The organism is Georhizobium profundi, from assembly GCF_003952725.1.
Classification (GTDB): domain Bacteria; phylum Pseudomonadota; class Alphaproteobacteria; order Rhizobiales; family Rhizobiaceae; genus Georhizobium; species Georhizobium profundi.
This window is the reverse complement of sequence record NZ_CP032509.1, coordinates 3,476,067-3,500,096: the sequence shown is the minus strand read 5'-3', so window position 1 is coordinate 3,500,096 and position 24,030 is coordinate 3,476,067. Positions and strand designations below refer to the sequence as shown.

Genomic DNA, 24,030 nt, shown 5'->3' with positions numbered 1-24,030 from the left:
GCAATGTCTCAACCCACCACGACGAAGGGGGGACGCTTTCGCGTGCTCCTCGGCGCCGGCAGCGCACCCATCGTCTATGCCGCGCCATGCGGCTTTCTTTCCAAGTCTCTGACCATGACAAAAGGTCTGGAGGACGTGCAGCTGCCGGACTGCGAAGATCCCGACAAGGTGCCGTGGCTCGGACGCGATGCAACCAGCCTCGGCATGACGATTTCAGGTGAAGGCGTCCTCGCCTCGGAATCAGTTGAGACATGGCTCGACGCTTGGGAAAGCACCGACTCGGTTCCGGTCAAGGTCGAGATCGAGTTTCCGGCCAAGACCATCACCTGGACGGGCTTCATGCAGGTGGCGACGCTGACGACGGGGCACCCAACCGCGCAGGGCCGTGTCACCAATCAGGTCGAAATGTCGAGCGATGGCGAGATGGTTCGCACCGTCACGCCGGCGGCGCCATGAGCCGCAGCGCGACTGTCGAGCTCACCTGGGCGGATGGTGATTACACCTTCCGCCTCGGTTGGGGTGAGCTGGTACGGCTTCAGGAAGCCTGCGACGCAGGGCCGTATTTCGTGCTTGGCCGCCTGCAGGACGGCACCTGGCGGATGCAGGATATCTCCGAAACGCTTCGCCTCGGCCTCATCGGCGGCGGCAAGGCGCCCGCCGACGCGACAAAGCTCGTCAAGGCTTGGGTGCAGGATCGTCCGCCCATGGAAAACCTCGCCTTTGCCCAGGGTGTGCTCGGTGCGGCCCTGATGGGGTCGACGGACGAAACGCCGGGGGAGATTGGGGCGGGAAATCTGAAGGACAGCTCCTCGACTCTCTCCCCAGAGGCAAGCTGAGATTTTCCGCCATCTACGGCAATGGGCAGGTCATGGGCTTCTCGCCGCAGGATGTGAACGTCATGTCGGTTTTCGAGTACATGGCGGCGCTAGACGGGTTCATCAAAGCGAACGGCCAAGCGGACAAGGCTCTTAGCGATCGCGAGAAGGATGAACTCTGGGAATGGGTGCAGGATGATCAATGAGGGTTAAATTCGTCTATCGAGCACGGGCTCTGTTCGCGCGTTCGAACCTTGCTCGATCGACATCGGAGTCCTGATCTCATATGTCCTGCCGACAACGATGAGTGGGAAAGCGAGCAGAGACATCGCCAAGCCTGCCATCATCAGGATCCAACTGTTTCCAGTTGAAGCGTACAGGGCAGTATAGGGATTTGCTGCCGTCCTGACTGCTAAGGCCAAGATGCCAGCATATGCATATCCGGACAGTACCGGCCCCGCCAAAAGGCAAATAATGCCAATCCAGCCGATGGCATTGAACCGCTGAGATATCTCTCGCACCGATCTTCTCCATTTCGATTGGCCCATTGCATGGCAACAGACCTTGAACGACTTGTCGTGCAGCTTTCGGCCGACATCAAGTCCTATGAGCGGGCAATGGCTCGGGCGCAGGGCGTGACCAACCGAGAATTTAACGCGATCGAGCGGCGAGCCCGGAAGCTCAACAGCAATCTCAACGGCATCGCCGTGCGGACAGCTCAATCGTTCATCGCGCCGCTTGCCGGGATCGGGGCGGCGCTTGGGACGCAACAGATCGCCGCCTATGCCGATGAGTGGACCGAGGCCGGGAACAAGATCCGTGCTGCAGCAACGGCTGCCGGCGTACAAACACGCTCGCTCAACCAGCTGAAGGACGATGCGAACGATGCCCGCGCGGAGCTTTCATCCTATGTCGATCTCTACGCGCGGCTGATCCGCTCGGCCTCCGGCGTCGCCAAGAGCGAGCAGGAGATCGCCGCTGCGACCAATATCGTCGCCAAGGCTTTCAAAGCCGGTGGCGCCTCGGCGAGCGAGCAGGCTGCCGGCATTCTGCAACTTGGCCAAGCTCTGGGATCAGGTGTGCTGCAGGGCGACGAGCTGCGCTCGTTGCGTGAGAATGCGCCGATCCTCGCTCAGGCGATCGCGACCGAGTTCGGCGTCACCATTGCGCAGCTCAAGGATCTCGGGGCGGAGGGCGAACTGGTTTCGTCACGGGTCTTCCGGGCGATCATCAACGCGCAGGGTCAGATCGAAGGTCAGTTCAAGCAGACGAACGCCACGATCCGCGACGCCATTACCGAGGTGAACAACGAGTTCCTCGCCTATATCGGCAATGCCGACGAGAGCGCGGGGGCCTCCGCCCGGCTTGTCGAAGCCTTGCAGATGCTCGCCGACAATTTCGAGGGTGTTGCGGACACTGTCGTCACATTTGCCGGCATCCTGATCGGCGCGCTCACCGGACGGGCGCTGGTCGGTGTCGTCGCGGGCCTGGGAAACGCCGTCGTTGCACTGGGCGCCTTCATGACCGCTATTCGGGCCGGGACGGCAGCAACGCTTACTTTCCGCGCTGCCCTCGGTCCGATCGGGTTGATTGCCGGTGCGGCCGCCGCTGCTGTTCTTCTACTCGGCGACAATTTCGGCACGGCCGAGAATGCCGCTGCCAGCTTCAAGGCTGCGATTGACGACAATGATGCGGCATTGTCCGCGGCGCGATCCTCCAGCGAGGGCTTCAGCGCAGCGCTGCGCGATCAGATCGCAATGCAGTTGGAGGCGGCCAAGGCGGCTCTCACGGAAGCTGATGCGCAATACGCCGCTGCTAAGGCCAGAGCTGCCGCGTTTGCTACGGCAACGGGGTTGAAGTTTACCCCGCTGGAATACGCTTCCGAATCCGCATTGGAGCAGGCGAAAGCATTGGACGTCGCAGTGCAGGCGCTTGAGCTTCAACTTGCCGAGATCGACGAACGCGGCGTCACTCCTACGTCTGGCGGCTTCGGCAACGGTACGGGGGGCTCAACAAGCACCTACAGCGGATCGAGCAAGCGCGAAACCAACGCCTTCCAGCGCGAGATTGAACAGATCCGTGAGCGCCGAGACGCCATCTTGTCGGAAACCAAGGCGATGCGCGCCCTCAATCCGCTGATCGACGATTATGGCTTCACGCTGGAATATGCCCGGGCGAAGCAAGAGCTGCTGGCCGCGGCGAAGCGTGAAAACCTCCAGATCACGCCGGTGCTGGCCGGGACGATCGAAGGGCTTGCCGCAAGCTATGCCGCGGCGTCAGCCGAAGCGAACCGGCTGGCCGAAAGCCAGGATGAGGCGCGTCGTCGTGCGGAGGAAATGAACCAGCTCGGCAAGGATGTGCTTGGCGGGTTCATTTCCGACATGCAGCGCGGCGTGACGGCCACGGAAGCGCTGGCCAATGCTCTCGACAAGATTGCCTCCAAACTTCTGGATTCGGGCCTCGAAGCGCTCTTCGGTACGGGTGGAGGTTCGGGCGGCGGGCTGCTCTCCAGTATTCTCGGCGGCTTTGGCGGCGGGGGACGGACGTTTCAATCGACGACGACCTATGGCCAGTTCATCGGCGCGATCCCGCGCCGTGCCGCCGGCGGCCCTGTTCAGAAGGGTCGACCCTACATCGTCGGCGAGAAGCGCGAAGAACTGTTCGTGCCCGATCAGAGCGGCAGGATCCTGCCCTCTGTTCCACAGATGCCGGATCTGCGCGCGTTGGCAGGCTCCGCCAAGAGCGAGCGGCCCTCACCGGCGCAGGTGAATGTCGAAGTCTTCGTCACGGATGACGGCACGCTCGGTGCGATCGCGCGGCAGGCCGGCGGCGAAGCGGCCGATGTGCGCATTCGACAGTATGACGGGGCGCGCAAGAAGCTTTACCAGGCCGGCGGGGATTTCGGCTGATGGCGACGATCATCGATGTGCCCTGCGGCGTCGGCCTCACATCGCCGCGCTTCGATCCGGTGCGCCCGCAGAACGTTGCCCGCATGGAGGGGCGTTTTACCGAGCGCGACGTTTTCGCAACGCCGTACTGGGTCGCGGACTATGTCTCGCCGACCACGCGGCTCGCGCATATCGGCGAGCTGGACGCCTTCTTCATGGCGATCGAAGACGGCGCATTCGCGCGCTGTTTCGATATGACGAGGCCTCGGCCGCTTGATTATCTGAAAGGCGCTCTTTCCGGCGTCCGTGCAGGAGGTGGCGCTTTCAACGGTACGGCGACGCTGAGCGCGATCGTCAATAGCCGTACCCTGACAATCACCGGTTTGCCGGCCAATTGGCAGCTGAGGGCAGGCGATTACCTGGAGGTGCGCCAATCGCCAACGGTTCTGTCGCTGCACCGCGTGGCAGCTGACGCGAAGGCAAGTGCTGGCGGTCTGATGACCGTGCAGATCCGGTTCGCGCTGGATCTCCAGAATTTTTCGACCGCTGCTCTCATCAACTTTGAGAAGCCCGCGTTCCTCGGCCAAATCGATCCTGGGAGCTATCAAGCCGCCCGGCGCCGTGGCGATCGAGGTGTCTCCTTCTCGGTGCAGGAGGCATTTCCAGGATGAGCCTCGATCCCGCTATCGAAGATGCGCTTGAGGGCGGCCAGCTCGGCCGCTTCGATCTGATCCGGTTCGATCTGCCCGGCAAGTCGGTTGGCTATCATCGCGGCGCCCGTCCGCTTCTCTTCAACGGCATGACCTACCAGCCCAACAAGTGGCTGGAGATGGGCGAGCTGTCGGGCGAGCTGGGCGTCGCGGTTACAGCGCGCACCATCGTTTTCTCCGGCGTTCCGACAGAGAATGCGGACGACGCGATTGCGGCGCTGGAAAGCTACGACTACACGAACGCACCTGTGATCATCTCGCATCTGGCCGTCGACATCGAAAGCGGCGAGGTGCTCGGCCTTCTCGCGTCCTCGATCTATGAGATCAACGAGGTCAGCTACGAACAGGGGGCTGCCGGGGCCGACGGCGCGCGCAGCCTGACGGTCTCGATCGAGCTGGAGCCACCCGGGCGTTCGGCACGCGGGCAGACGAGCGTGAAGCGCAGTCCAGCCGAACAGCAGTTCGACAACGATCCGAACGATACGTCGCTCGAATATGTCGCCACCAGCACGCGCTGGCCGGAGCGCTGGGGGCAGCAGGGTGGCTAGCCGGTTCGAGATCGTCAGCAAGACGGTGCGGCCGCTCCTGGCGGAGCCCTACGCCTACGGGACGGCCGATTGCTTCATCACGGCACTGGCCGTGGCCGATGCCCTCGGCGGAACCGAGATCGCAAAGATTTATCGCGGCCGCTACCGGACGAAGACGGGGGCAGGGCGGCTGCTCAGGCGCCTGGGGCATTCGAGCCTGGTGACCCTCGTCGACACGCACTTCCAGCGCTGCGCGCCGGCCGAAGCGCGCGTCGGCGACATCGCTATCGTGCTGGCGGAGGATGGCGAGCATCTCGCCGTCTGCGCCGGCCAGGCCTTTATCGTGAAGACCGAACGCGGCCGCCGGGACTTCCCGGTCTCGACCTGCATCGCCGCCTACCGGGCCGGCTGATCCAAGCGGACATCTGAATGGCAATCTTTTCTGCGATTGGTGGCGTCATCGCCACCAGCGTCCTCGGCTTGGCTGCGGGCACGTCGGCCTTTGCGATCGCATCCGCCACCATCGGCGGAGCCTTGGCCTTCGGCGCGAAGACGCTCGTCAACGGCTATCTGAACCGCCGCAAGTCGCGCAACTACAGTGCCGTCCAGGGCGAGGTCGAGCTTGGCAGCAACGTGCCGGCGTCGACCGTCTACGGCAAAGGCAAGGTCAAAGGCCATCGGATCTACTACGCCAAGTGGGGACCGGGCGATAAGTCAAATACGGATGTGTTCGTCCTGGCGAATGGATGGTGCGACGGGCTTGAGCCTTATGTGTATTTCTACGGCCAGAAGCACGCGCTCTATGAAATCCCGCCGATCGGCAACGAGGCCAAGTTCTACGGCGTCGTCGGCTTCGAGAACATCATCTCCTTCCGCTTTTATGACGGCCGGCCGGGGCAGCTCGCCGATCAGCGGCTTGTCAGCTTCACCGCTAATTTGGGCAATCCGTGGAAGTCCACGTCTGTCTGCGCGGGGCTCACCTATGTCATCGTTGAGCGCTTCTATGACGAGAAGTTCGGCAACGGCAGGCCTGAGATCGAGTTCGTGCTGCGCGGTCTGCGCGAATATGATCCCCGCCATGACAGCACGGTCGCCGGCGGTGAGGGTGAGCAGCGCCTCGATGATCCGTCGACGTGGGTCCACACGCAGAACCCGGCCGTCCACCGACTGAACTATCAGCTCGGCGTGCGTGGCAGGATCTCCAATCGGACGATCATCGGCGAGGGCAAGAGCCTCGGGCAGCTCGATCTTGCTTCTTATTTCGCGTCGATGAACGTCTGCGACACGACGATCGACGGCAAGCCGACCTATCAGGCGTCGCTCATCGTGACGGCCGACGACGATCACACCGAGGTGCTCAAAGAATTCGACGACGCCATGGCTGGCTATGGCCTCAACCGTCGCGGTCTCTCCGGTGTCATCGCCGGCGCACCTCAGATCCCGGTGCTGGAGATCACGGCCGATGACATCGACATGGGTCGGGCCAAGCAGATCAAGCGCCGTAAGTCGGCTTTTGAGCTCTACAATCACATCTCCGGCCAGTTCACCTCGATCGAGGATCAGTGGAACCCTGCCAGCCTCACGCCGGTCTATGTGAATGCCGACATCGCCAAAGATGGACGGACGCGCCAGACTGGCAACGATTTCCTGCAGGTGACCGAGCCGGACATCGCGCAGCGTCTGCTCGCGATTCGGTACCGGCAACAGCGCCTCGGCGGCAAGTACACAGTGCCCGTATCGCGCCGCGTCGGCCTCAAGGTGCAGGAAGGACTGTGGGTCGAGGCGGAAGGACTGGATTGGCTGATCGTCGGCTGGAACTGCGACACGCAGTTTCGCTTCACGCTGGATCTCGCTGAGACGAGCGCCTCGGTCTATTCGGATGCCGGTATCGAGCCTGGCCCGGTCGTGGTGCCGTCGGTGTCGCCGGTCAATCCTTCGCTCATTTCGACCGTCGCGAATTTCAGTGTCGATGTCGGCAGCATCACGGGGCCGGACGGGTACGAAATCCCGGCCCTGCTTTGCCGCTGGACGCCGCCCGAAGATCCGTCGATCACCGAAGTTCGGTTCGAGTACGTAATCGGCAGTGACCCTGCCGGCGCGACGGTCTACCGCGATCGCTGCGACAATCCGGAAGCAGGCGAGTACTACATCACGAGCGAAGTGGTGCCGTTCTCGCGGCACACGGCGCGCGCGACGATCCGGACGGTTCCTGATCGGCTGAAGACTTGGACGCCCTGGCAGACAACGGCCGATGAGACCGGCCCTTTCCAGGTCTACCCACCCGGCCTGATCGACCAGGTCAATCAGAGCGTCGAAGAACTGCTCGACTGGATCGGCAATCCTGAGAGCCCGCTGATCCCGCTGGTCGATATCGTCCAGGAGAATGCCGCGGCGATCGTGGAGGAGGCAACCGCTCGGCAGGAGGCTATTCAAGCCGAGGCAGGCGAGCGCATTGCCGGTGCTGCAAGCCTTGCCGAGCGATTCCGCCGGATCTCGAACGACCAGGCCAACATCGCGCTGCTGGTCGCAGAGCAGGACTTCGCCAATTACGAAGCGCAGGAACAGCTGCGCCGGGCTATCAAGGTCGAGAGCGACGCGATCACGGCTCGCTACACTGAGGCGATCACGGTCGCAATCAGCGGCGACGGCGGCATTGCCACTCGCGTCCAGGTTCTGGAAGTATCCAGCGCTGCGCTGGGTGCCGCCATCTCGAGCGAGCAGACCGCGCGCATCACGGCCGTCGATGCGTTGGCGCAAGAGATCAGCCTTATCTCGGTCGGCACCAATCAGCAGTTCGACTGGCAGACGATTTGGAACTTCGACAGCACTGTCGAGGGGTGGGATGGCAACGGCATTCCGGTTTGGCAAGGCGGCTTCCTGCGCCCGGCGGATGCTGCCAGCGATCCATACGTGACGTCGCCGCGCGGCATCGGCGCGCTCGGCACGCAATATCGGCAGCTGCGAATTGGCCTCCGCAAGGTCGGCTCTCCGACGTGGAAGGGCTTCGCCTGGTGGCGCGCCGCCGGCGTGATGACCTGGTCGACCGAACAGCGGGTCAGCTTTCCTGAGCCGACCTTCGACGCCAGCAACTTCGCCGTTGCGATCATCAATCCCGAATGGACCGGCACGATCGACCAGATCAGGCTCGATCTCTCGACGGCCGCCGATGCCAGCAACTACTTCCTGATCGACTGGGTTGCGATCGGTCGGCCGTCTCCAGGTGCATCGCAGGCGGCGTTGCTTGCCGAGCAGATCGCGCGAACGACGGCCGACTCCGCACTCGCGCAGGACATCGCCGTTCTTTCGGTGCAGCTGAACGATCTGAATGGGTATGTCGCAGGGCAGGCAACGATCCTCAGCGACGCCGTCACTTCAGTCGAGGCGATCGACGAGCTGGTGACGGTCCTGGCCAGCCAAGTGGACATCCTCAATGCCGCCATTCCTGGCAAGGCCGATTCCTCGGTGCTGGACGAATTGGCGGCGGAAGTCGAGGCACTCGGCGGCGGCGGGTTCGTCAGCCAGGCTCGGGCGATCCGCTCGCTGCGCTCTGCGCTGGACAACGTCGCCCTCCTAGTTGCCGAGCAGGATTTCGCAAACAGGCAGGACAGTCAGAACGCGCTGCAGGCGGTCTCGAATGCCTACAGCACGCTCGACACCTATGCCCGGGCCGTCGACGGGCGAGTCGATCTGCAGGCGAGGCGGGTCGATGGCGTCATCGTGACGCTTGGCCAGAAGGCCGATGCGTCCGTCGTCACCAGCCAGCAAGCCCAGATCACGGCGCAAGGCAATCAGCTGAACAGCGTCGCCGGCGCACTGACGACGGTGCAGAACCAGATCCCGGGCCTCGCGACGCAGACGGTCACGAACAGCCTGGACAGCCGGATAACCGCGACGGAGAACGTCAACACGAGCCAACAGAGCGCCATCGTCGCGCTCAACAACAGCCTGACGGGCAAGGCCGATGCTTCGGCGCTTTCCGGCCTTTCCACCGTCGTCACGCAACAGGGCGCCGACATCAACGTGCTGTCGGACGCCGTCACTGCGGTCTCGGCGTCCGTGGCGGACAAAGCCGATGTGTCGGCCTTCAACTCCCTCTCGGCCGTCGTCGTCGCCCACGATGACACGCTGGTCGCCTATGGCCAGTCGATCCAGTCTCTGACGGCGTCGATGGGCGGAAGCAGCGCTGAAATCAGGACGAAATTCGAAGTCCAGGCTGGGCCTGCGGGCTACGCTGCGCGGTACGCGTTGCTCGCTCGGATCAACTCGGGAGATGTCTTTCGACAGGCGGGCTTCTTTGTCGATGTGCCGCCTGATCCGATCTTCCCGAACCGGTTCGTCGTGATCGCCAATCAATTCGTGGTCACCGACGGCGCCAACAACCGTCGCCCGTTCGTCTTCGAAGATGGCGTGGCCTACCTCGACGAGATCCGCGCCCGGGCTGGCTTCATCCAGCAGCTCGTGTCGGAAGAGGCGTTCATCCAGAACCTGACCGTCGGAGAGTCCAACATCGGCTTCAAGACGATCACCAGCAACAACAGCATTGCGAGCTCTGGCAGCTACTCAGGCGCTGCCCAGAACTACGTGACCGTTGCCGTATTGGACACCCCGAAGATCGTCGGATCGTTCCTTCAGGTAGACGGTCAGATCACGCTGTCGACGAATGGTGCGCAGTCAAGCCGTGCCACGTTTCAAGCGCGCATCTTCCGCGTCGATACGCAGCAAGAGGTCTGGGTCACTCCGTTTTACCAGCTTGTGGGTCAGAACCAGGGACCGAACAGCTTTCCGATCTCGATCGTCCGTGATTTCGCGATGGACAATAGCGAGAGCCCCGGCAGCGCTGGCCAATACGTCCTGCAGATAGCCAACGTGAACAAAGGTGGGTCGTCGACCGTCACCTGGAACATCGCTGGCAAATTTCTTCTCTGGAAGAAATAGCCACATTTCAGACCTTTAGGAGACATGCATGTCCGAACCCGAACAGGGTGCGGCCGCTCCGGCTGCGCATCAAATCTTCATCGATCCGGTCGCGGCCTACTACAAGGGCCGGATGGATGCGGCGGAGAACACGGCCCTTCGTCAAGCCGATCAGCTGCGCACAGCGCACGAGCTTCTCCGGCAGCAGCAGGCGCAGATTGCGGATCTTCAGGCTCAGATCGGCAAGAAGCCAAACGATCCGGCGCCCACTGCCGCCACGCGCAAGCCGAAGCCCAAGACGCCCGCCGGCGCGGCCGAAAAGCTGAATTGAGGGCAGGGCGATGACCTTCGACCAAACCTGGTACGCTAACGGCACAGCCTCGGTGAACGCCAGCTCGACGGCCGTGACAGGGCAAAGCGGGACGAACTGGCTGACGGAAGGCATTCTCGCTGGCGATTTCTTCCTCGCCGCTGGCCTCATGGTGCCGATCCAATCCGTCAACTCGAACACGTCTCTGACACTGGCGGATGCATGGCCTGGCGCCAACCGGGCAACCGACAGCTACAAGATCATCCGAGCCTCGGATTCGGTCCGTGTGGCGACTGCCGCGCGCGACGTGCTGTCTCAGCTGAAGAATGGCAACGTCGCCTCGATCGCCGGTCTCGCTTCAGCGGCCGATCGGCTGGCATATTTTACCGGCTCGGGCACATCGGCTCTCGCTGTGTTCACGTCTTTCGGGCGATCACTCGTCGATGATGTCGATGCTGCGGCTGCTCTGACCACGCTGGGCCTTCTCGCTGTGCAGTCGTCCGTCACGGATGCCACGGCCAATCGCCTGATGCGCACCGGCGCTTTCGGTCTCGGTCGAGAGGCGCCGGCTATCGGCAATCTCGACGTCGTCGACAACTCGATCCCGCCTGGCATCTATGCTTACGGCGTCGGCAGCTCGGGCGGTCCGGCCGGGGTCACCTTCGGGCTCGTGCTCCATGCCCGACGCGTCACCACCGGTGGCGAGATGCAGATCCTGATCTGCGACTCCGGCACGAACGATACGAACAATACGATCTGGTACCGCTCCCGCGTGGCCTCAACTTGGTCGGCCTGGAAGCGCCTCAACTGCATCTTCGGCACCAATGCCAATGGGTCGTTCATCCGTTTCCCCGATGGCTTCCAGATCTGCTGGCAGGTGGTCGTCGACTTTGCCAATACGACTACGGCGCAAGGCAGCATCTTCTCGTCGGCTGAAGTGCCCTGGACATTCCCAGCAGCATTCTCGTCGCCTCCGGCAACGGGCGGCGGCGTGCGTTCCAGTGCGCCGCGATGGATGAACGTCCGGCCCGCCAGTTCGACCGGCGCCGTCGGCCGCGTCTACTCACCGACGTCGTCCTCATCGAACGTCATCGTCGACCTCTATGCATTCGGGACATATTGATGCGCATCTCATTTTCACCGCAGCTGCGCTCGGACGCGCTGACCCTCGAAATCACGTCGGGTGACCGGCTCCGCATCAATGGCGAGCTGTTCAACTTCGACCCGCTTGGCGAGGGCGACACGATCCCCGCCGGCGCCACTCCCTGCGACTGGATCATCGGCCCGGTCGATCGGATCGATGGCGAGGTCTGCCTGACGGTGATCCTGCCTCATGGGGAGGCGCCGGAGCCTTGGCAGGCCTTTCCGGAACCGCTGACCGTCATTGAGCCCGGCCCGATCGACATCCCCTCGAACACGATCGTCGAGGTGAGCGAGCAGCCGGCCGAAGGCGGCAAGCTGATGATCGTCACGACCAGGCGCTGGCGGCAGGATCCGGAGGTGGTCGAGACGTTCGTGCCCGATCCTCCGCCCGAACCCGAGTCCGCGCCGCAGATCGAAACCGAGGAGAACGCCAATGTGGACGCCTGATGCTTCGATCATCGTGACGGCCGAGCAGAAGGCCGCCAAGGCGGCTGCCGAGCTTACCGACACGTTCCGCCTCGCCATCCAGTCGCATGTCGACCAGACGGCACAGTCGCGGCGCTATGACAGCGGCAATTCCCTCGCGAGCTACGTCGCCAGCACGAACGAAGCCTGGGCGGCCGAAGCGCAGGCGTTCGTCGCCTGGCGCGATGAAATCTGGGCGCATGCCTATGCGGAGCTGGACAAGGTGACGGCCGGTGCCCGCCCCGTGCCGGAGGTTGCGGAACTTATGGCCGAACTGCCAGCGATGGTGTGGCCGGAAGCGGCTTAGCCTCCACCATCCACCCCTCTCGACAATCTGGAGAATGCTATGCGCGTTGATTACGCCGTGGCGATGGAAGTCGCTGCGCATGAGGCACTCGTGCGCCAAGCCTACAAGGACAGCGAGGGTGTGTTGACCTGGTGCGTCGGCATGACCAACGCGACCGGCCATCGGGTCGAACGCTACATCGGCAAGCCGCAGACCCTTCAGCACTGCATGAACATCTATGCGTGGGCTCTGACAAACTATGCCGAGCAGGTGAGGGAGGTTTTCAAGGACCGGCCTCTGACACAGGCACAGTTCGCCGCGGCTGTGTCGTTTCACTGGAACACCGGCGCCATCAGGACCGCGACCTGGGTGCGTTACTGGCTGCGCGGCGACATCGAGCGGGCGCGGACGGCATTCATGAACTGGATCACTCCGAAGAGCCTCGCCGCGCGCCGTGCGAAGGAGCGTGACCTGTTCTTCGATGGCAAATGGACGAACAACGGCACTATGCTGGAATACACCCGCGTCACGTCGCGGATGACGCCCGACTGGGGCAGCGGCAAGCGCATCAATGTCGAGGACGAATTGCGGCTCGCTTTCGCCGGAACCGTCGATGTGGTTCTCGACCAGCAGCCGGATCCCGACGCAGTGCCGGCGGCGCCGACGCTCACGCCCAGTGATGACGAGCCGGACGCGAGTGCCGTTCCCGTTCCCAAACCACGACCTGATGAGGAGGCGCCCATGCCTGCACCCATTGGCCACGATGGTGGCCCGATACTCGACCCGCAGATCTCGCGCCAAGCACCGTCGCCTGTCGCACAATCCGCGAAGGCTGTCGGCGCCGCGAAGTGGGCAGCGATCGCCGGCGCGCTCTGGACGGCCGTCGTTGCAGCCGATGTGCTGCCACCGGCCTTCACGACGCCGGAGTTTATCGCAGCCGTCACGGCAGCGATCGGAGCTGTCGCCGGCGCTGTCGGTAGCTACCGCGCTCCGAAAAACGCGGAGCCGGGCTGATGGATGGCCAGAAGGTGAGGCACCATTCGATCCGTGCCTCGATCGAGGGGCTCTGGATCGAATATCTCTATGGCGACGGCTGGCGTCTGGTCGAGATCGTGCTCGGCCTCCAGATCGTGTCGCGCGCGTTTTCGATCCTGTTCCTGGGCGGGATGGCAGTCGGGTACTACCAGACCTTTCCCTTCGTCGATCACGCGCTAGCCTGGGGTCTTCTGACGCTCGGCATCGGCCTGGCGCGGATTGCCGGGACGGTGATCAACGGTCGCTGGAAGCGCTCGCCTCGGCTGCGCTGGTGCACTGGAGTGCTCGCGTTCGCCTACCAGGGTCTACACTGCTTTTTCTTCTGGCAGCTCGGCCTCACCATCATCGCAAGCGGCTACCTGCTTTGGACCATCTTCGAGGCCATGGCGATCATTCGCTCCACGATCGACATCGCACGAAAAAGGAACGAAGGATGCCGCGCTGGCTGATCGAACTGCTGAACAACCCTGCAGCCGTCACGGCCCTGGGTACTTCGCTCGTCGTGCCGCTTCTAACGCTGATCGGACTGGTGATCACCAAGCGTGGGCACGCGCCACCACCTCCCGCCTATGACGTTCGGGATCTGCCGGATCATCCACTGCTGGTCTCGACGAAGGTGCATCTCGGAGAGCCTGAGCTCGAGCTTCTGAAGGACACGGCCGCACGATCCCGCCGGATCGAACGGCAGCTCGATCGGCTTATCGAGAAGGTCGACCATGTGAACGATCGGCTGGATTGACGGAAAGAGCTGAAACCTGTGTCTATCGATGCAAAAGCAGACATCGAAAGTATCTAGCATCAAGCAAATCGCGTCATGGACAGTTGCTATCAAGGTAGAGCTTATGAGGTGACAAACTGCTGAAAATACTTGGGCATAGGATTACCGGGCTCCAGATAGGAGTTGTCGAAGTCGGCTATAAGGGCGAGCCTCTCAAAGTCTAGAACATGAACTTCATGGCGGGACCATGTGAGCAGGCGGCGCGCCCGCAATTCAGCAAGACTGCGATTGACGTGAACTGTCGACACTCCGAGCATATCGGCAAGATCTGTTTGTGTCGCAGGAATATGAAAGCGGTTACTGGGCGCTGCCCCCAACCGCCGAAGCCGCGTAAGCAGTTCGCAAATGAGGTGGGCTAGAGCAGCTTCGGCGCGTCGTCGGCCGAGGCAGGTCATCCAGGTTCTAGCAACTGCACCATCGAGAACGGTGAGCTGCCACAGCAGCCAGGTCAATCTCGGACTATGCGCCATTGTGGAGACCAGTTCATCATGGCGAATAAAGGCAACGTCACATGGCCCGATGGCTATGACGCTATGATCCATCTGTCGAAGATGAAGCGAGTGCAGATCTACGAAATCGCCTATGACATGTATCTGGTCGAGCTGTCTGCCGCCATCCGCCAGATACTGCGCCCGCGCAGCGAAGCCCGCGACTATGAAGCAACTTTCGCCAGGGCTGGTGCGGGACCGGACAATTTCGTTGTTGGCAGAAAATCGCCTAAACCGGAGGTCCAACCCGGCAAGGAGATCTCGATCCTGTTGATCGAGAGGTTCGATCTGTTCCAGCGAAGCGATGAGAATATCGATCGGTTTTGCCTTACTCACAACTCCCTCCTTTCAGACATGCTAATTAATGCGGAGAGAGGGAGAAAGCTCCCGTGACGTTTTTTAGCCTTCGATCACATCTTGATGAACGTCCAAAAATTTCCGCGTGATCGAGTTGTTTTGAGTATTGCGAACATCAATGCGCAAGCTGCCCGTTCGGCGCTTTAGCATGTCCTCGCGGGCGATATCCAACAGGGCGATAAGTGCTTCATCGTCAGCAGCTTGTGCGGTGGGGAACAACTGTCCTTCCCGATCGCGATGGACGCCTGCCGCGTCAATGACGTCAAAGAAATACCGTGGCATGGGAATGCTCATATGTTTCGTCCTTCCTGAACATGAACAAGGAGGGCCAACGAATGTTTCGTTTGATCTTGGATTTTGCCGGATCAGAGAATGGTGCTGTTAGCCGATCAAGCGGCCCATGCATTGAGACGAGCAGCAGCGAATAGCGAGAGGGTCAGCGGCCGGGCAAGCGCTCAGAATCGGTGATCGCCAATTCACAGCCAGCCCAGCAGTTGCGCGATGATCAGCGGCACGCCCACGACGGCCGCAATAGCGAGGATGCAATTAGCCTTTCGGAACATTGCGGTGCTGCATCGCCCATAGCTTCTGCCCGGCCGAGATATCCTGCGCCTGCCTAGTCATGCGTCTGGCTGCTCAACTCGGATGATCTTCTCGTCCGCCTTGGATGACGACAGGCTCAAAAGGGGTGCGAGGATTTCGCTTGCCGAAAGCCTCCGCGATCTCCGCGGCATTCTTCCATATCGCTACAGCCGCGTCGTCCTCGACGTCGCCCTTTTCGGCAATCAAGGCTTGAAGCACATCGCTGACCTCTGCTGCCGAGCGCTCCCAGACCTCTCTCGTAATCGGGAAATTGTCGTCCGAACTTCCAAGCCGGAGAAAGAAAACCTGCAGCGCGGTTGCTGTGGCTTCAGCTCGGCTCAGACGAGCATCCAGAATGGCGAGCGCTTCGAACACTCCGTCCAGATCTCTGGTGATTTTTGGCACGATCATCCCTTTAGTTGAGGCGGCGTAGCGTCCGGCTGTCTAAGCTCCTACACGTTTTCAAGCGTGTAGCTGCTATCCGTCTTGATGCCGTACTCTTCGGCGATCGCCTCATCTACAACACGAAGTATTTCCTGAACTCGCACAAGCCGTGCGATGACCTTGGAATCTGAGGGATCGAGCGCTGCGTCGTACTCCGACGCCAAGCGCCGCCGCTCCAAAACCAGCGCCGCACGGACTTTGTTGAGGTCGGTCACATGATCGTTCATAGCGGTATCCCAGTTGCCTATGCAACAGAACGCACAACCGCCGAGGGGTCAAGCGTCCGGTCGGGTCAACACACTTGCCCAGACATCATCGTGGATCGCCTGAACGTCGTTCTCGTCGAAGTCCGGCCGGCTGATCTCCGGCGTGTCGATCCCCTCGTATCTCCAGTTGCGGCCGCCCTCCAATCCGGTGTCACCGTCGACGAGGCAGGTTAGCCCGCGCTCGGCACGGTTCGGCCTGGTGCAGTCGGGCAGGGTCATCAACATGGTGATCATCAGGGCTTCGAGCATGGGGCTTCCTCTTTCCGTCTTCGGTCTTATGTTCGCGCCAATGAGCGATAGACCCAAAGCCGCAACACCGGGAACGATAGGCTGGCTGATCGACAAGCATATGTGCCTGACGGTCTACTGCAATGATCTGGCTTGCCAGCATCGCGCGGAGCCTGATCTGCAAAAGTTGGCCGACAGGCTCGGCCGAGAGCATAGCTATCTTCTCCCTAAGCTCGGTCCGAAGCTGAAGTGCTCGGCATGCGGCGGCAAAAAGATCGTGATCCAGGTGACGCCCAACGGGACAATGGGTTATCGAGGATAGCGAGGAGGCGCCGATATCGGTTCGATTTCAGACCGCACTTTGCGCCCCAGCTTGTGACCCACAACGGGCCACGCTTCAGGCTTGAAGCACCGGAAAGCATCATAAAATCAAAGGAAGATCCCAGGCGTCGGTGCTTCTCGACCGCACCCCAATCATAGCCGGATGCCTGCTTCACCTAGATCTCAAGGAGCTTAGGCAAGTCCATCAGGAGCTGCAGAAAGATCATGCAGCCTGCAAAACATAGGGCTGGCAGAAACGGATTAAGGACCAGCGGACTGCCCGAAAGTTCTTCCAGGTCAGGCATAGCTGAGCTCATTTTCCTCTGCACAGCACGCGCTGCGGCCAAAAAGCCAAACTGAAACGCCTGCCAAGCAACGTATCCAACGAAAACAGCGCCCTGAAAGTACGGGTAGGCAGCGAGGAAGGCGTTTGGGTGTTCATATGCCAAAAAGCAGAGACCGCTCACGGCCATCGAGAACAGGGCTATCAGCCATGCTTGCATCGACTTTTTCCCTGCGATTGGCTGTTGTTTCGTGATTGATGTCTGCTTAGGCCTCAGGGTTAGTCCGTGAAGCTGCGACAGTAAATCGTTACGGCGACCAAACGCTCGCCGTAGCGATCCTCCACACCTTATCCACAGTCAAGGAATGCGCGCTCAGGCGATCCGATATCTTGGCTAGGAGACCCCCGCCAGCATCGCTGACGGGCGGCTGCAGCGCGCGAACGCTGCACGCGACGGTCCGACTGCAATCAGCCCGTCCAGCAACCAGCATGGCTTCGTTGCCGCGCCCGACGCCCCGAGGGGCGCATTGGGACCGTGGCGTCTTCGAGGTTAAGAAACATGGAATCACTCTTCTCTTTTGAAGAGGTGCGGCCGGTCGCCCCTGTGGCCGGCTATATCGGAGGTAAGAGGCAGCTAGCGCAGCGGCTCGCCGCCATCATCGAACAGATACCGCACACGCTCTACGCCGAGCCCTTCATCGGCATGGGCGGTGTCTTCTTCCGCCGGCGCCTGATCCCCAAGGCCGAAGTGATCAATGACGTCTCAGGCGACGTCGCTACCTTCTTCCGGATCCTGCAGCGGCACTATCCGCAGTTCATGGAGACGTTGCGGTTTCAAATCGCGTCGCGCCGGGAATTCGACCGCTTGCTCAAATGCCGGCCGGAGACGCTCACGGACCTGGAGCGAGCAGGACGCTTTCTCTATCTTCAGCGGCTGGCCTTCGGCGGGAAAGTGGTCGGCCGATCTTTCGGCGTGGACACAACAGGTGGGGCTCGGTTCAATCTCAATCGCTTGGGGCCGCTACTGGAAGACGTTCACGAGCGTCTCTCCGGCGTCGTGATCGAGAACCTGGACTGGAGCGTCTTTCTCGATCGCTACGATCGACAAGACACCCTGTTCTTTCTCGATCCGCCTTACTTTGGGTGCGAGCGGGACTACGGCGACAAGGTCTTCGCTCGATCCGACTTCGAGAGGCTCGCAGATCGGCTTGCCGACCTGAGGGGGCGCTTCATGCTGACGCTGAATGATTGCCCTGACGTCCGGAAGATCTTTGCTCGCTTCTCGATGACGAACGTCGAGCTGACCTATACGATTGCAGGCGGTGAGGGGCGCCGGGTCGGCGAGGTTGTCATCTGGGACGGCCGCGATCCGCGGCCGGCCAATCTGCCGCTGGCTTAGGTCCGTTGCGACGCAACACTCTCTGCGGGGAGAGGCGGAACAAAGCGAGCCAATCGGTGGGACTCTTGTGGGACTCTCTGCGCCCACGTTGTCGACTTAGGTTCGATTGTTCCGTTTTTTCTGCGCTGCGCGGATTTCGCTCTTGCGTCGCCACGAGCGAATATGTAGGGAAACCGGGCCTTCGGGCCATGTCGGAGTGTAGCGCAGCCTGGTAGCGCACCTCGTTCGGGACGAGGGGGTCGCAGGTTCAAATCCTGCCACTCCGACCATCGTTTTCAGGGCTTCCCGGGTCCTCTTTCCTTCACTCGCAAACAGCTGCGGTCCGATTACGGATCGTCTTCCGCACCGTCTTCGTCCTATTAATCGCGGTGCCGACGCCTTTTAACACATAGTTCAATCGCGACATTCCCGTGGCAGCCTAGCGACCTAGGTCGCCAATTTTCCAGCTTCGAAGGTCGCCATTCTATTGATTCCTAAGTGGTCGCACGCAGCGAGACCTTGTGTGCTCCTGCCCGCGTCAGTCTGAAACTATGATTCTCCATGCAGCGGAAAGCGTCCGTCGTCGCGAATATCGGTTCGGCGAGTGACGATCATCCCTGCATTCGGTTCGATCAAGCAGACCACGCTTTTGGATTACGAGGACCAAGCAAATGGCCAACTTCAGACTGAAATTCGCACGAGCTGCGGCGCTTGCCGGCGTTGTTCTGACGGGCAGCAGCATCTCGGCTCACAGCCAGCTGTTCACGACCACGGAGTGGCGGCGAGCAGCAGATCAGGCTTGCCAGGACGCCCTCGACAGCGGCTCCCCGCAGATGCTCGAGGACTTTCTGCGCCAGTATGGAAGAGCGCGCACGCCATGCAACGTCGTCGCGTCGACCGCACGGGCGCAGAGCGCGAATGGCGGGGAAAATTCGAGCTCCGATGATAACCAGGCCGGCCCCAGTGGTGGTGGCCCGAACGACGGTGGCCCGAACGACGGTGGCCCAGACGATGGTGGCGATGACGGCGGTAATCCCGATGACGGCGGCGGTCATCACGGCGATGACGATGGCGGTCATCACGGCGGGCATGATGGCGGTCACCATGGTGGCCATGACGGCGACCACCATGGCGGCCACGAGGGTGGCGACGATGGCGATCATCACGGCGGCCACGACGGAGGCCATGGTGGCGAACACGATGGTGGAGCTCACGGGGATCATCACGACGGTGATGGACATGGCCACGATGGCGAACACCAAGGCGGTCACGGCGATGACCATGGCAATGGCCATGACGGTGCCCATGGCGATGGCGATGGCCATGATGGCGACGACGGGAGCTATGGCGACTGAACGAACTTTGGTTCGGCGGCGGTGATGCCCGTCGGACGCTGGGTTGCTACGCCTGGCAATCCGGCAAGAATTGCCGGGCGTAGTCGTATCCCATCGACTTGATACGCTGGGTCAGCCCGCCCTGATCTGCTATCCAGGCGCGCACCCAATCGGGATAGGCGCTGAGCATCATGTGAGCTGCTGCCTCGTTGGCTTTCCGGTCGCCTCCATACGGAAGATGGAAGCCGAACACCGCATTCTCCACGATGCAGGCGCGTGATTCGGGAACGGAAAGGTAAAGAGTGCACGCTGATTCACATCGACCGACAAATCGAACCTGGCGGTTCGAGCGGATCAGTTGATTGACCTTTATGGCGTAGAGAGCGACATGTCCGCCCGGGTCGTCGCGGACATAGAAGTGGTTGGAAGATGGGCTGGCGTGTACCAACTGCACACTGCCGGTGGTGGATGCCGTTGCGACCAATAGAGCAACGAGCAGACGTTTGAGCGTGACGAGCTGAAAGATCAGTGGAGCCTCCGCAGGCAAGCGATCCCATATGCTCATTGGCTAAATCAAATCGGGGTGTTTTGGCCAGACACATAGTCTTTCGGCCTGTCTCAACGCGCATACCTGCTGCCGGCGCTGAGCAATTGTCTTCTGCGTCAGGTTCGGCATGCGGTGTCCCAGTGCAACGGGCACCGATTCCGCTGCATGATGTGCAACCTCCGCTCAGTGGATGGAGGACAGCGCCTGTGCCCCGGAACCGGGCTTTGGTGCGCTCGTGAGCGCGCTTGCCACAGCGTCTTTCAGCTGGTCGTGCGTGAACGGCTTGCCGAGCATCGGCAGTTTGAGCTGCTCGTTTTCTGGAATTTCGGCATAGCCGGTGACGACGAGGATCGGAAGTTCGGGGCGGCGCTGGCGGATCGCGCGCGCAAGTTCGGTGCCGGTCATGCCAGGCATCGCATGGTCGGTCACGAGCAACTCGATGCCGGCATCCTTCTCTAGCATGTCCAGCGCCATGGTGCCGGAAGAGGCTTCGATCACGTCGTGGCCGAGTTCCTGCAGAAGATCGACCGTGTTCATCAAAACGAGGAAATCGTCGTCGACGGCCAAAATCTTGAGTGGCCCGGCGCTCGCCTGCTGCATCGGCAGCGCCGAGAGAGCGGCGCCAACCTCCACATCGGCAGCGGGTAGCCAGAGCCTCGCGCGCGTGCCGGAGCCAAATTCGCTTTCAAGCACCAACGCGCCGCCGGATTGTTCTGCGAAGCCGTGCACCATGGAAAGACCGAGGCCGCTGCCGCGTTCGAGGCCCTTTGTGGTGAAGAACGGATCGCGCGCCCGTGCAAGCGTCTGCGGGTCCATGCCGATACCGTCATCCGCGATGTCGACGCGAACGTAAGCGCCTGGCTTCAGGCCGTCGACGTCGCCGCTCTGCAGGTTGCCGCGCTTGGCGCAGACCCGGATCGTGCCGCCCTCCGGCATGGCGTCCTTGGCGTTGACGGCGAGATTGATGATGCTGATCTCGAGCTGATGCGCATCGACATGAGCAGTTACACCTTGCGGGTCGAAATCCGTATCGAGCTGGATTTGAGGACCGAGCGAGCGCTGCAGAGTGTCCTGGATGGATTGGAAAAGGTGCGGCACGGAGACCGGCTCGGCCTGCAGCATCTGCTGGCGGGCGAAGGATAGCATATGCTGGGTCAGCACCGAGCCGCGGCGCGCACCCTGCATGGCATTCTCGATCAAGACGGTAGCGCGATCGTCGTGCGCGTAGCGGCGCTGGAGCAGTTCGAGATTGCCGAGAACCACCGCCAGCAGATTGTTGAAATCATGCGCGATGCCGCCGGAGAGCTTGCCGATCGCTTCCATTTTCTGCGTCTGGCGCAAGGCTTCTTCGGCACGCTTGCGCGCCGTCACGTCGATCAGGCCGCCGGAGATCGACAGGGTCTCGCCATCGCATTCGAGACGCGAGGACATGAGAACGTCGATCGGCACGCCGTCTTTCGTGTGGAAACGGTATTCCACATCGTCCATGGCCTGGCCTTGCAGGAGAAGCGGCCAATCGTGATCGAGAAACTTCTGCGCGGACTCAGGCTCCATGAAGAAGGCGAGGCGTTCGCCGTGCACGTCTTCCCGGTTTCGACAAAGAAGCTGAAGCCAAGAATCGCTGGCCTCTAAAATGGTGCCCTTGCCGGAGAGCGAATGCAGCGGCAGCGGCGTATGGCGGTAGAGCGCGCGGAACTGCTCTTCGCTGCGGCGAAGACGGTGTGCTTCCATCGCCGCCATTTGAGCCAGCCGCCGGTCAACGACGGCTGCAGCGAGCGCCAGCGCCAGAATGCCAAAGGTGATGACGGCAACCCCAACGGCGAGATTGGCGTGGTTGAGGCCGACGCCGGTGATGGCCTGCCTTGCCTCAAGCGACGGGACGAAATGTGCCGCATGCATGCCGGCATAGTGCATGCCTGAAACGGCAACTCCCATGGCCAGCGCAGCACCGAAACGCAAAACGGGCCGGGTCTCGACCAGCGCCAGCCAGAGCGCCGCAGTCGACGCTCCGATAGCGATCACGACCGATACGCCGACCCAGAAAGGGCTGTAATGCATCTCCATGGGCATGCGCATGGCGGCCATGCCGGTGTAATGCATCGCCAGGATACCAGCACCCATCAGAAGACCGGCAATGAGCAGCGGCCGAAGGCCACCATCCGCATCGCGCGCCACGGCGAAGCCGAGACCGGTGACGCCGATTGCCAGCACGAGCGAGAAGAGCGTGAGCGCCGCGTCGTAGGTGATGGTGACGCCTGGCAGGGAAAGAGCCAGCATGGCGACGAAGTGCATGGACCAGATCCCGCCGCCCATGGCGAGCGCTGCCGTGCCAAGCCAGGCTATCGATGCCCGTTTGTCGGAGGCGGCCCTCAGCCGTCCGGCCAGATCCAGCGCCGTGTAGGAGGCCGCAATGGCGATCAGGATCGAGAGCGCGACGAGGGCGGGATCGTGATGGCCATGCATTCTTTGTATTTTCCAACGGGCGGCTTGTCCGCGCTTTAGCACCTAAAGCGACAGCTTAAGAAGTCAATTCACGAGCACAGGGCCGCTCGTGCAATAACATGGGTCAATCTGAGCAGGCTTGGATCGGCTTTTCTTTCGACTGTGTGTTCTTTAGCACTGTCTCATCGATCCGTCACAGGTCACGGGGCTTGTCATCTGAATGTAACGGATCAAGAATATCGGCAACGCGCGGTCAGTCCTGCCCGCGACGATCAAAAAGGGGAGACGTCCATGAACTTCATCAAGCGCCGCACCATCCTGACCGGTGCGGCATCGGTCGCCGGCCTGTCGCTCGCTTCGCCTTTCGTTTCGCGCCGAAGCTATGCGCAAGGGTCTTCCGGCTCCGTCAATATCTTCGCCTGGGCTGGCTATCTGAACGACGAGATGCTTTCCGCCTTTACGGAAGCCACGGGCATCCAGGCCAACTACACGCCTTATGGCACCAATGACGAACTGCTGAACCAGCTGCGCGCCAATGACGGTGCTGGTTTCGACATCATCTGGCCGACCGTCGACCGCGTCCCGAACTATGTGGAATTCGGTCTCGTGCAGCCGCTGGATATCTCCAAGATCGAAGTCGATCGCTGCCTGCCGAGCGCCTGGTCAAGCTCCGAGAACCTCGGTGCCGTCATCGACGGCGAGCGCTACCAGGTTCCGACCGATTGGGGCACGGAAGGCATCGCGTTCGATCGTGACCAGATGCCGCTCGAATACGGTACGGCATCCTACGGCGACATCTGGAAGCCGGAAGCCGAAGGGCTTGCCACCGTGCGCGGCCATTCCGGTCTTGTCGGTCTCGGTTTGTGGCTCGAGGCCGAAGGCCGCCTGCCGATGCCGATGCGCGAAGCCTTCGTTTCCGAAGAGAACATGGTCGCGATCTATGACGTGATCCTGGCAGAAGCGATTGCCCGCAAGGCCAACATTGCCCAGTTCTGGACCAACGAAAACGAAGCCCAGGGCGCATTCCGCGTCAACGGCTGCGCCGTCGGCCAGACGTGGGATTCCACGGCCGCGGCACTTGCCAAGGAAGGTCTGAATGTCGGGTTCCTCGCTCCGAAGGAAGGCGCGCTGACTTGGATGGAAGGCGTTTCGATCCCGTCGGGTGCCGATAACCTCGATCAGGCTTATGCCTTCATCAACTGGTTCCTGACGCCGGAAGCAGGCGCGATGTACACCAACGCAACGTCGATCAACTCGACCGCTGTCGGTGCTGCCGAACTGACGTCGGACGACGCCAAGGCCTTCTTCGCCAACGCCTATCCGGGCGATGCACTGGAGAAGCTGTGGTGGTGGCCGATCCAGGAAACCTGGTTCGTCGAAAAGCGCAACGAATATCAGGACCGCTTCCTGTCGGCCTGATCTGACGATCCTAAGGGGTCGGTCGACCGCCGGCCCCTCACTCTTCATCTCTGGAATTCCGCAACTTTCG

The 24,030-nt window shown here is 61.6% G+C and carries 28 protein-coding genes and 1 tRNA gene; 20 read left to right on the top strand and 9 right to left on the bottom strand.

What is annotated here, in order from left to right; translation table 11 throughout:
• The first annotated feature begins 3 nt into the window (after positions 1-3).
• The 15 genes from D5400_RS16840 (at position 4) to D5400_RS16775 (ending at position 13,832) form a co-directional block, all read left to right on the top strand.
• Positions 4-456, top strand: a complete 453-nt coding sequence (locus D5400_RS16840; RefSeq protein WP_126011068.1) for a phage tail tube protein — start codon at positions 4-6, stop codon at positions 454-456.
• Positions 453-836 (top strand): gene transfer agent family protein, encoded by a 384-nt coding sequence (locus tag D5400_RS16835; protein WP_126011067.1) that lies wholly within the window; start codon positions 453-455, stop codon positions 834-836. Before D5400_RS16840 ends, D5400_RS16835 begins: the two co-directional genes overlap by 4 nt.
• A 62-nt stretch (positions 837-898) precedes the next feature.
• The gene (locus tag D5400_RS21740; protein ID WP_280987579.1) at positions 899-1,021 is read left to right on the top strand and encodes a hypothetical protein; all 123 of its coding nucleotides are present in this window, start codon (positions 899-901) and stop codon (positions 1,019-1,021) included.
• A 345-nt stretch (positions 1,022-1,366) separates the two neighbouring features.
• Positions 1,367-3,724 (top strand): tape measure protein, encoded by a 2,358-nt coding sequence (locus D5400_RS16830; protein ID WP_126011066.1) that lies wholly within the window; start codon positions 1,367-1,369, stop codon positions 3,722-3,724.
• A complete protein-coding gene (locus tag D5400_RS16825) occupies positions 3,724-4,374 on the top strand; it encodes a hypothetical protein (RefSeq protein WP_126011065.1) in 651 nt (216 codons plus the stop codon). Before D5400_RS16830 ends, D5400_RS16825 begins: the two co-directional genes overlap by 1 nt.
• Positions 4,371-4,961, top strand: a complete 591-nt coding sequence (locus D5400_RS16820) for a DUF2163 domain-containing protein (protein WP_126011064.1) — start codon at positions 4,371-4,373, stop codon at positions 4,959-4,961. Before D5400_RS16825 ends, D5400_RS16820 begins: the two co-directional genes overlap by 4 nt.
• A complete protein-coding gene (locus D5400_RS16815) occupies positions 4,954-5,352 on the top strand; it encodes a DUF6950 family protein (RefSeq protein ID WP_245451331.1) in 399 nt (132 codons plus the stop codon). The genes D5400_RS16820 and D5400_RS16815 overlap by 8 nt, the downstream gene beginning before the upstream one ends.
• Positions 5,353-5,369: 17 nt before the next feature.
• Positions 5,370-9,875, top strand: coding sequence for a hypothetical protein (locus D5400_RS16810; RefSeq protein WP_126011062.1), 4,506 nt, complete (start codon positions 5,370-5,372; stop codon positions 9,873-9,875).
• A 28-nt stretch (positions 9,876-9,903) separates the two neighbouring features.
• On the top strand, positions 9,904-10,185 hold the full coding sequence (locus D5400_RS16805) for a hypothetical protein (protein WP_126011061.1): 282 nt from the start codon (positions 9,904-9,906) through the stop codon (positions 10,183-10,185).
• 10 nt (positions 10,186-10,195) lie between these two features.
• The gene (locus D5400_RS16800; protein WP_126011060.1) at positions 10,196-11,287 is read left to right on the top strand and encodes a hypothetical protein; all 1,092 of its coding nucleotides are present in this window, start codon (positions 10,196-10,198) and stop codon (positions 11,285-11,287) included.
• The gene (locus D5400_RS21405; protein ID WP_205665478.1) at positions 11,287-11,754 is read left to right on the top strand and encodes a hypothetical protein; all 468 of its coding nucleotides are present in this window, start codon (positions 11,287-11,289) and stop codon (positions 11,752-11,754) included. Before D5400_RS16800 ends, D5400_RS21405 begins: the two co-directional genes overlap by 1 nt.
• Positions 11,741-12,079, top strand: a complete 339-nt coding sequence (locus D5400_RS16790; RefSeq protein ID WP_126011059.1) for a hypothetical protein — start codon at positions 11,741-11,743, stop codon at positions 12,077-12,079. Before D5400_RS21405 ends, D5400_RS16790 begins: the two co-directional genes overlap by 14 nt.
• Positions 12,080-12,118: 39 nt before the next feature.
• Positions 12,119-13,072 (top strand): lysozyme, encoded by a 954-nt coding sequence (locus tag D5400_RS16785; protein WP_126011058.1) that lies wholly within the window; start codon positions 12,119-12,121, stop codon positions 13,070-13,072.
• The gene (locus D5400_RS16780) at positions 13,072-13,542 is read left to right on the top strand and encodes a hypothetical protein (RefSeq protein WP_126011057.1); all 471 of its coding nucleotides are present in this window, start codon (positions 13,072-13,074) and stop codon (positions 13,540-13,542) included. The genes D5400_RS16785 and D5400_RS16780 overlap by 1 nt, the downstream gene beginning before the upstream one ends.
• The gene (locus tag D5400_RS16775) at positions 13,527-13,832 is read left to right on the top strand and encodes a hypothetical protein (protein ID WP_126011056.1); all 306 of its coding nucleotides are present in this window, start codon (positions 13,527-13,529) and stop codon (positions 13,830-13,832) included. Before D5400_RS16780 ends, D5400_RS16775 begins: the two co-directional genes overlap by 16 nt.
• Before the next feature lie 101 nt (positions 13,833-13,933).
• Here D5400_RS16775 and D5400_RS21260 read toward each other — a convergent pair whose 3' ends face one another.
• Positions 13,934-14,323 carry a Crp/Fnr family transcriptional regulator gene (locus D5400_RS21260; protein ID WP_164527920.1) on the bottom strand — a complete coding sequence of 130 codons (390 nt, stop codon included), beginning with the start codon at positions 14,321-14,323 and terminating at the stop codon, positions 13,934-13,936.
• Between the two features lie 36 nt (positions 14,324-14,359).
• Here D5400_RS21260 and D5400_RS21255 point away from each other — a divergent pair, with 36 nt between their 5' ends.
• Positions 14,360-14,752 (top strand): hypothetical protein, encoded by a 393-nt coding sequence (locus D5400_RS21255; RefSeq protein WP_164527919.1) that lies wholly within the window; start codon positions 14,360-14,362, stop codon positions 14,750-14,752.
• A 6-nt stretch (positions 14,753-14,758) separates the two neighbouring features.
• On the opposite strand, the gene D5400_RS16765 is transcribed toward D5400_RS21255, so the two are convergent.
• From D5400_RS16765 to D5400_RS16750, 4 genes are all read right to left on the bottom strand, one after another.
• Complete coding sequence (locus D5400_RS16765; RefSeq protein ID WP_126011054.1) at positions 14,759-15,010, bottom strand: DUF6894 family protein; 252 nt, start codon at positions 15,008-15,010, stop codon at positions 14,759-14,761.
• Positions 15,011-15,352: 342 nt separating this feature from the next.
• Positions 15,353-15,703: a hypothetical protein gene (locus tag D5400_RS16760; RefSeq protein WP_126011053.1), complete on the bottom strand. Its 351-nt coding sequence runs from the start codon at positions 15,701-15,703 to the stop codon at positions 15,353-15,355.
• Between the two features lie 47 nt (positions 15,704-15,750).
• The gene (locus D5400_RS16755; RefSeq protein ID WP_126011052.1) at positions 15,751-15,969 is read right to left on the bottom strand and encodes a hypothetical protein; all 219 of its coding nucleotides are present in this window, start codon (positions 15,967-15,969) and stop codon (positions 15,751-15,753) included.
• A gap of 48 nt (positions 15,970-16,017) precedes the next feature.
• Positions 16,018-16,257: a hypothetical protein gene (locus tag D5400_RS16750; protein WP_126011051.1), complete on the bottom strand. Its 240-nt coding sequence runs from the start codon at positions 16,255-16,257 to the stop codon at positions 16,018-16,020.
• Between D5400_RS16750 and D5400_RS16745 the strand changes: the two genes are divergently transcribed.
• Positions 16,256-16,558, top strand: a complete 303-nt coding sequence (locus tag D5400_RS16745; RefSeq protein ID WP_126011050.1) for a hypothetical protein — start codon at positions 16,256-16,258, stop codon at positions 16,556-16,558. The genes D5400_RS16750 and D5400_RS16745 overlap by 2 nt on opposite strands.
• 175 nt (positions 16,559-16,733) lie before the next feature.
• Here the strand turns inward: D5400_RS16745 and D5400_RS16740 are convergent, their stop codons facing one another.
• On the bottom strand, positions 16,734-17,060 hold the full coding sequence (locus tag D5400_RS16740; protein WP_126011049.1) for a hypothetical protein: 327 nt from the start codon (positions 17,058-17,060) through the stop codon (positions 16,734-16,736).
• 339 nt (positions 17,061-17,399) lie between these two features.
• Between D5400_RS16740 and D5400_RS16735 the strand changes: the two genes are divergently transcribed.
• Both D5400_RS16735 and D5400_RS16730 read left to right on the top strand, forming a co-directional pair.
• A complete protein-coding gene (locus tag D5400_RS16735) occupies positions 17,400-18,239 on the top strand; it encodes a DNA adenine methylase (RefSeq protein ID WP_126011048.1) in 840 nt (279 codons plus the stop codon).
• 192 nt (positions 18,240-18,431) lie between these two features.
• A tRNA-Pro gene (locus D5400_RS16730) sits at positions 18,432-18,508 on the top strand.
• A gap of 342 nt (positions 18,509-18,850) precedes the next feature.
• Here the strand turns inward: D5400_RS16730 and D5400_RS16725 are convergent.
• The 3 genes from D5400_RS16725 to D5400_RS16715 form a co-directional block, all read right to left on the bottom strand.
• The gene (locus D5400_RS16725) at positions 18,851-19,543 is read right to left on the bottom strand and encodes a hypothetical protein (RefSeq protein ID WP_126011047.1); all 693 of its coding nucleotides are present in this window, start codon (positions 19,541-19,543) and stop codon (positions 18,851-18,853) included.
• A 76-nt stretch (positions 19,544-19,619) separates the two neighbouring features.
• A complete protein-coding gene (locus D5400_RS16720; protein WP_126011046.1) occupies positions 19,620-20,117 on the bottom strand; it encodes a hypothetical protein in 498 nt (165 codons plus the stop codon).
• Positions 20,118-20,282: 165 nt separating this feature from the next.
• Entirely contained in the window at positions 20,283-22,562 is a 2,280-nt protein-coding gene (locus D5400_RS16715; RefSeq protein WP_126011045.1) for an MHYT domain-containing protein, read from the bottom strand.
• 270 nt (positions 22,563-22,832) lie between these two features.
• Here D5400_RS16715 and D5400_RS16710 point away from each other — a divergent pair, with 270 nt between their 5' ends.
• The gene (locus D5400_RS16710; RefSeq protein WP_126011044.1) at positions 22,833-23,960 is read left to right on the top strand and encodes an extracellular solute-binding protein; all 1,128 of its coding nucleotides are present in this window, start codon (positions 22,833-22,835) and stop codon (positions 23,958-23,960) included.
• Positions 23,961-24,030: the final 70 nt, after the last annotated feature.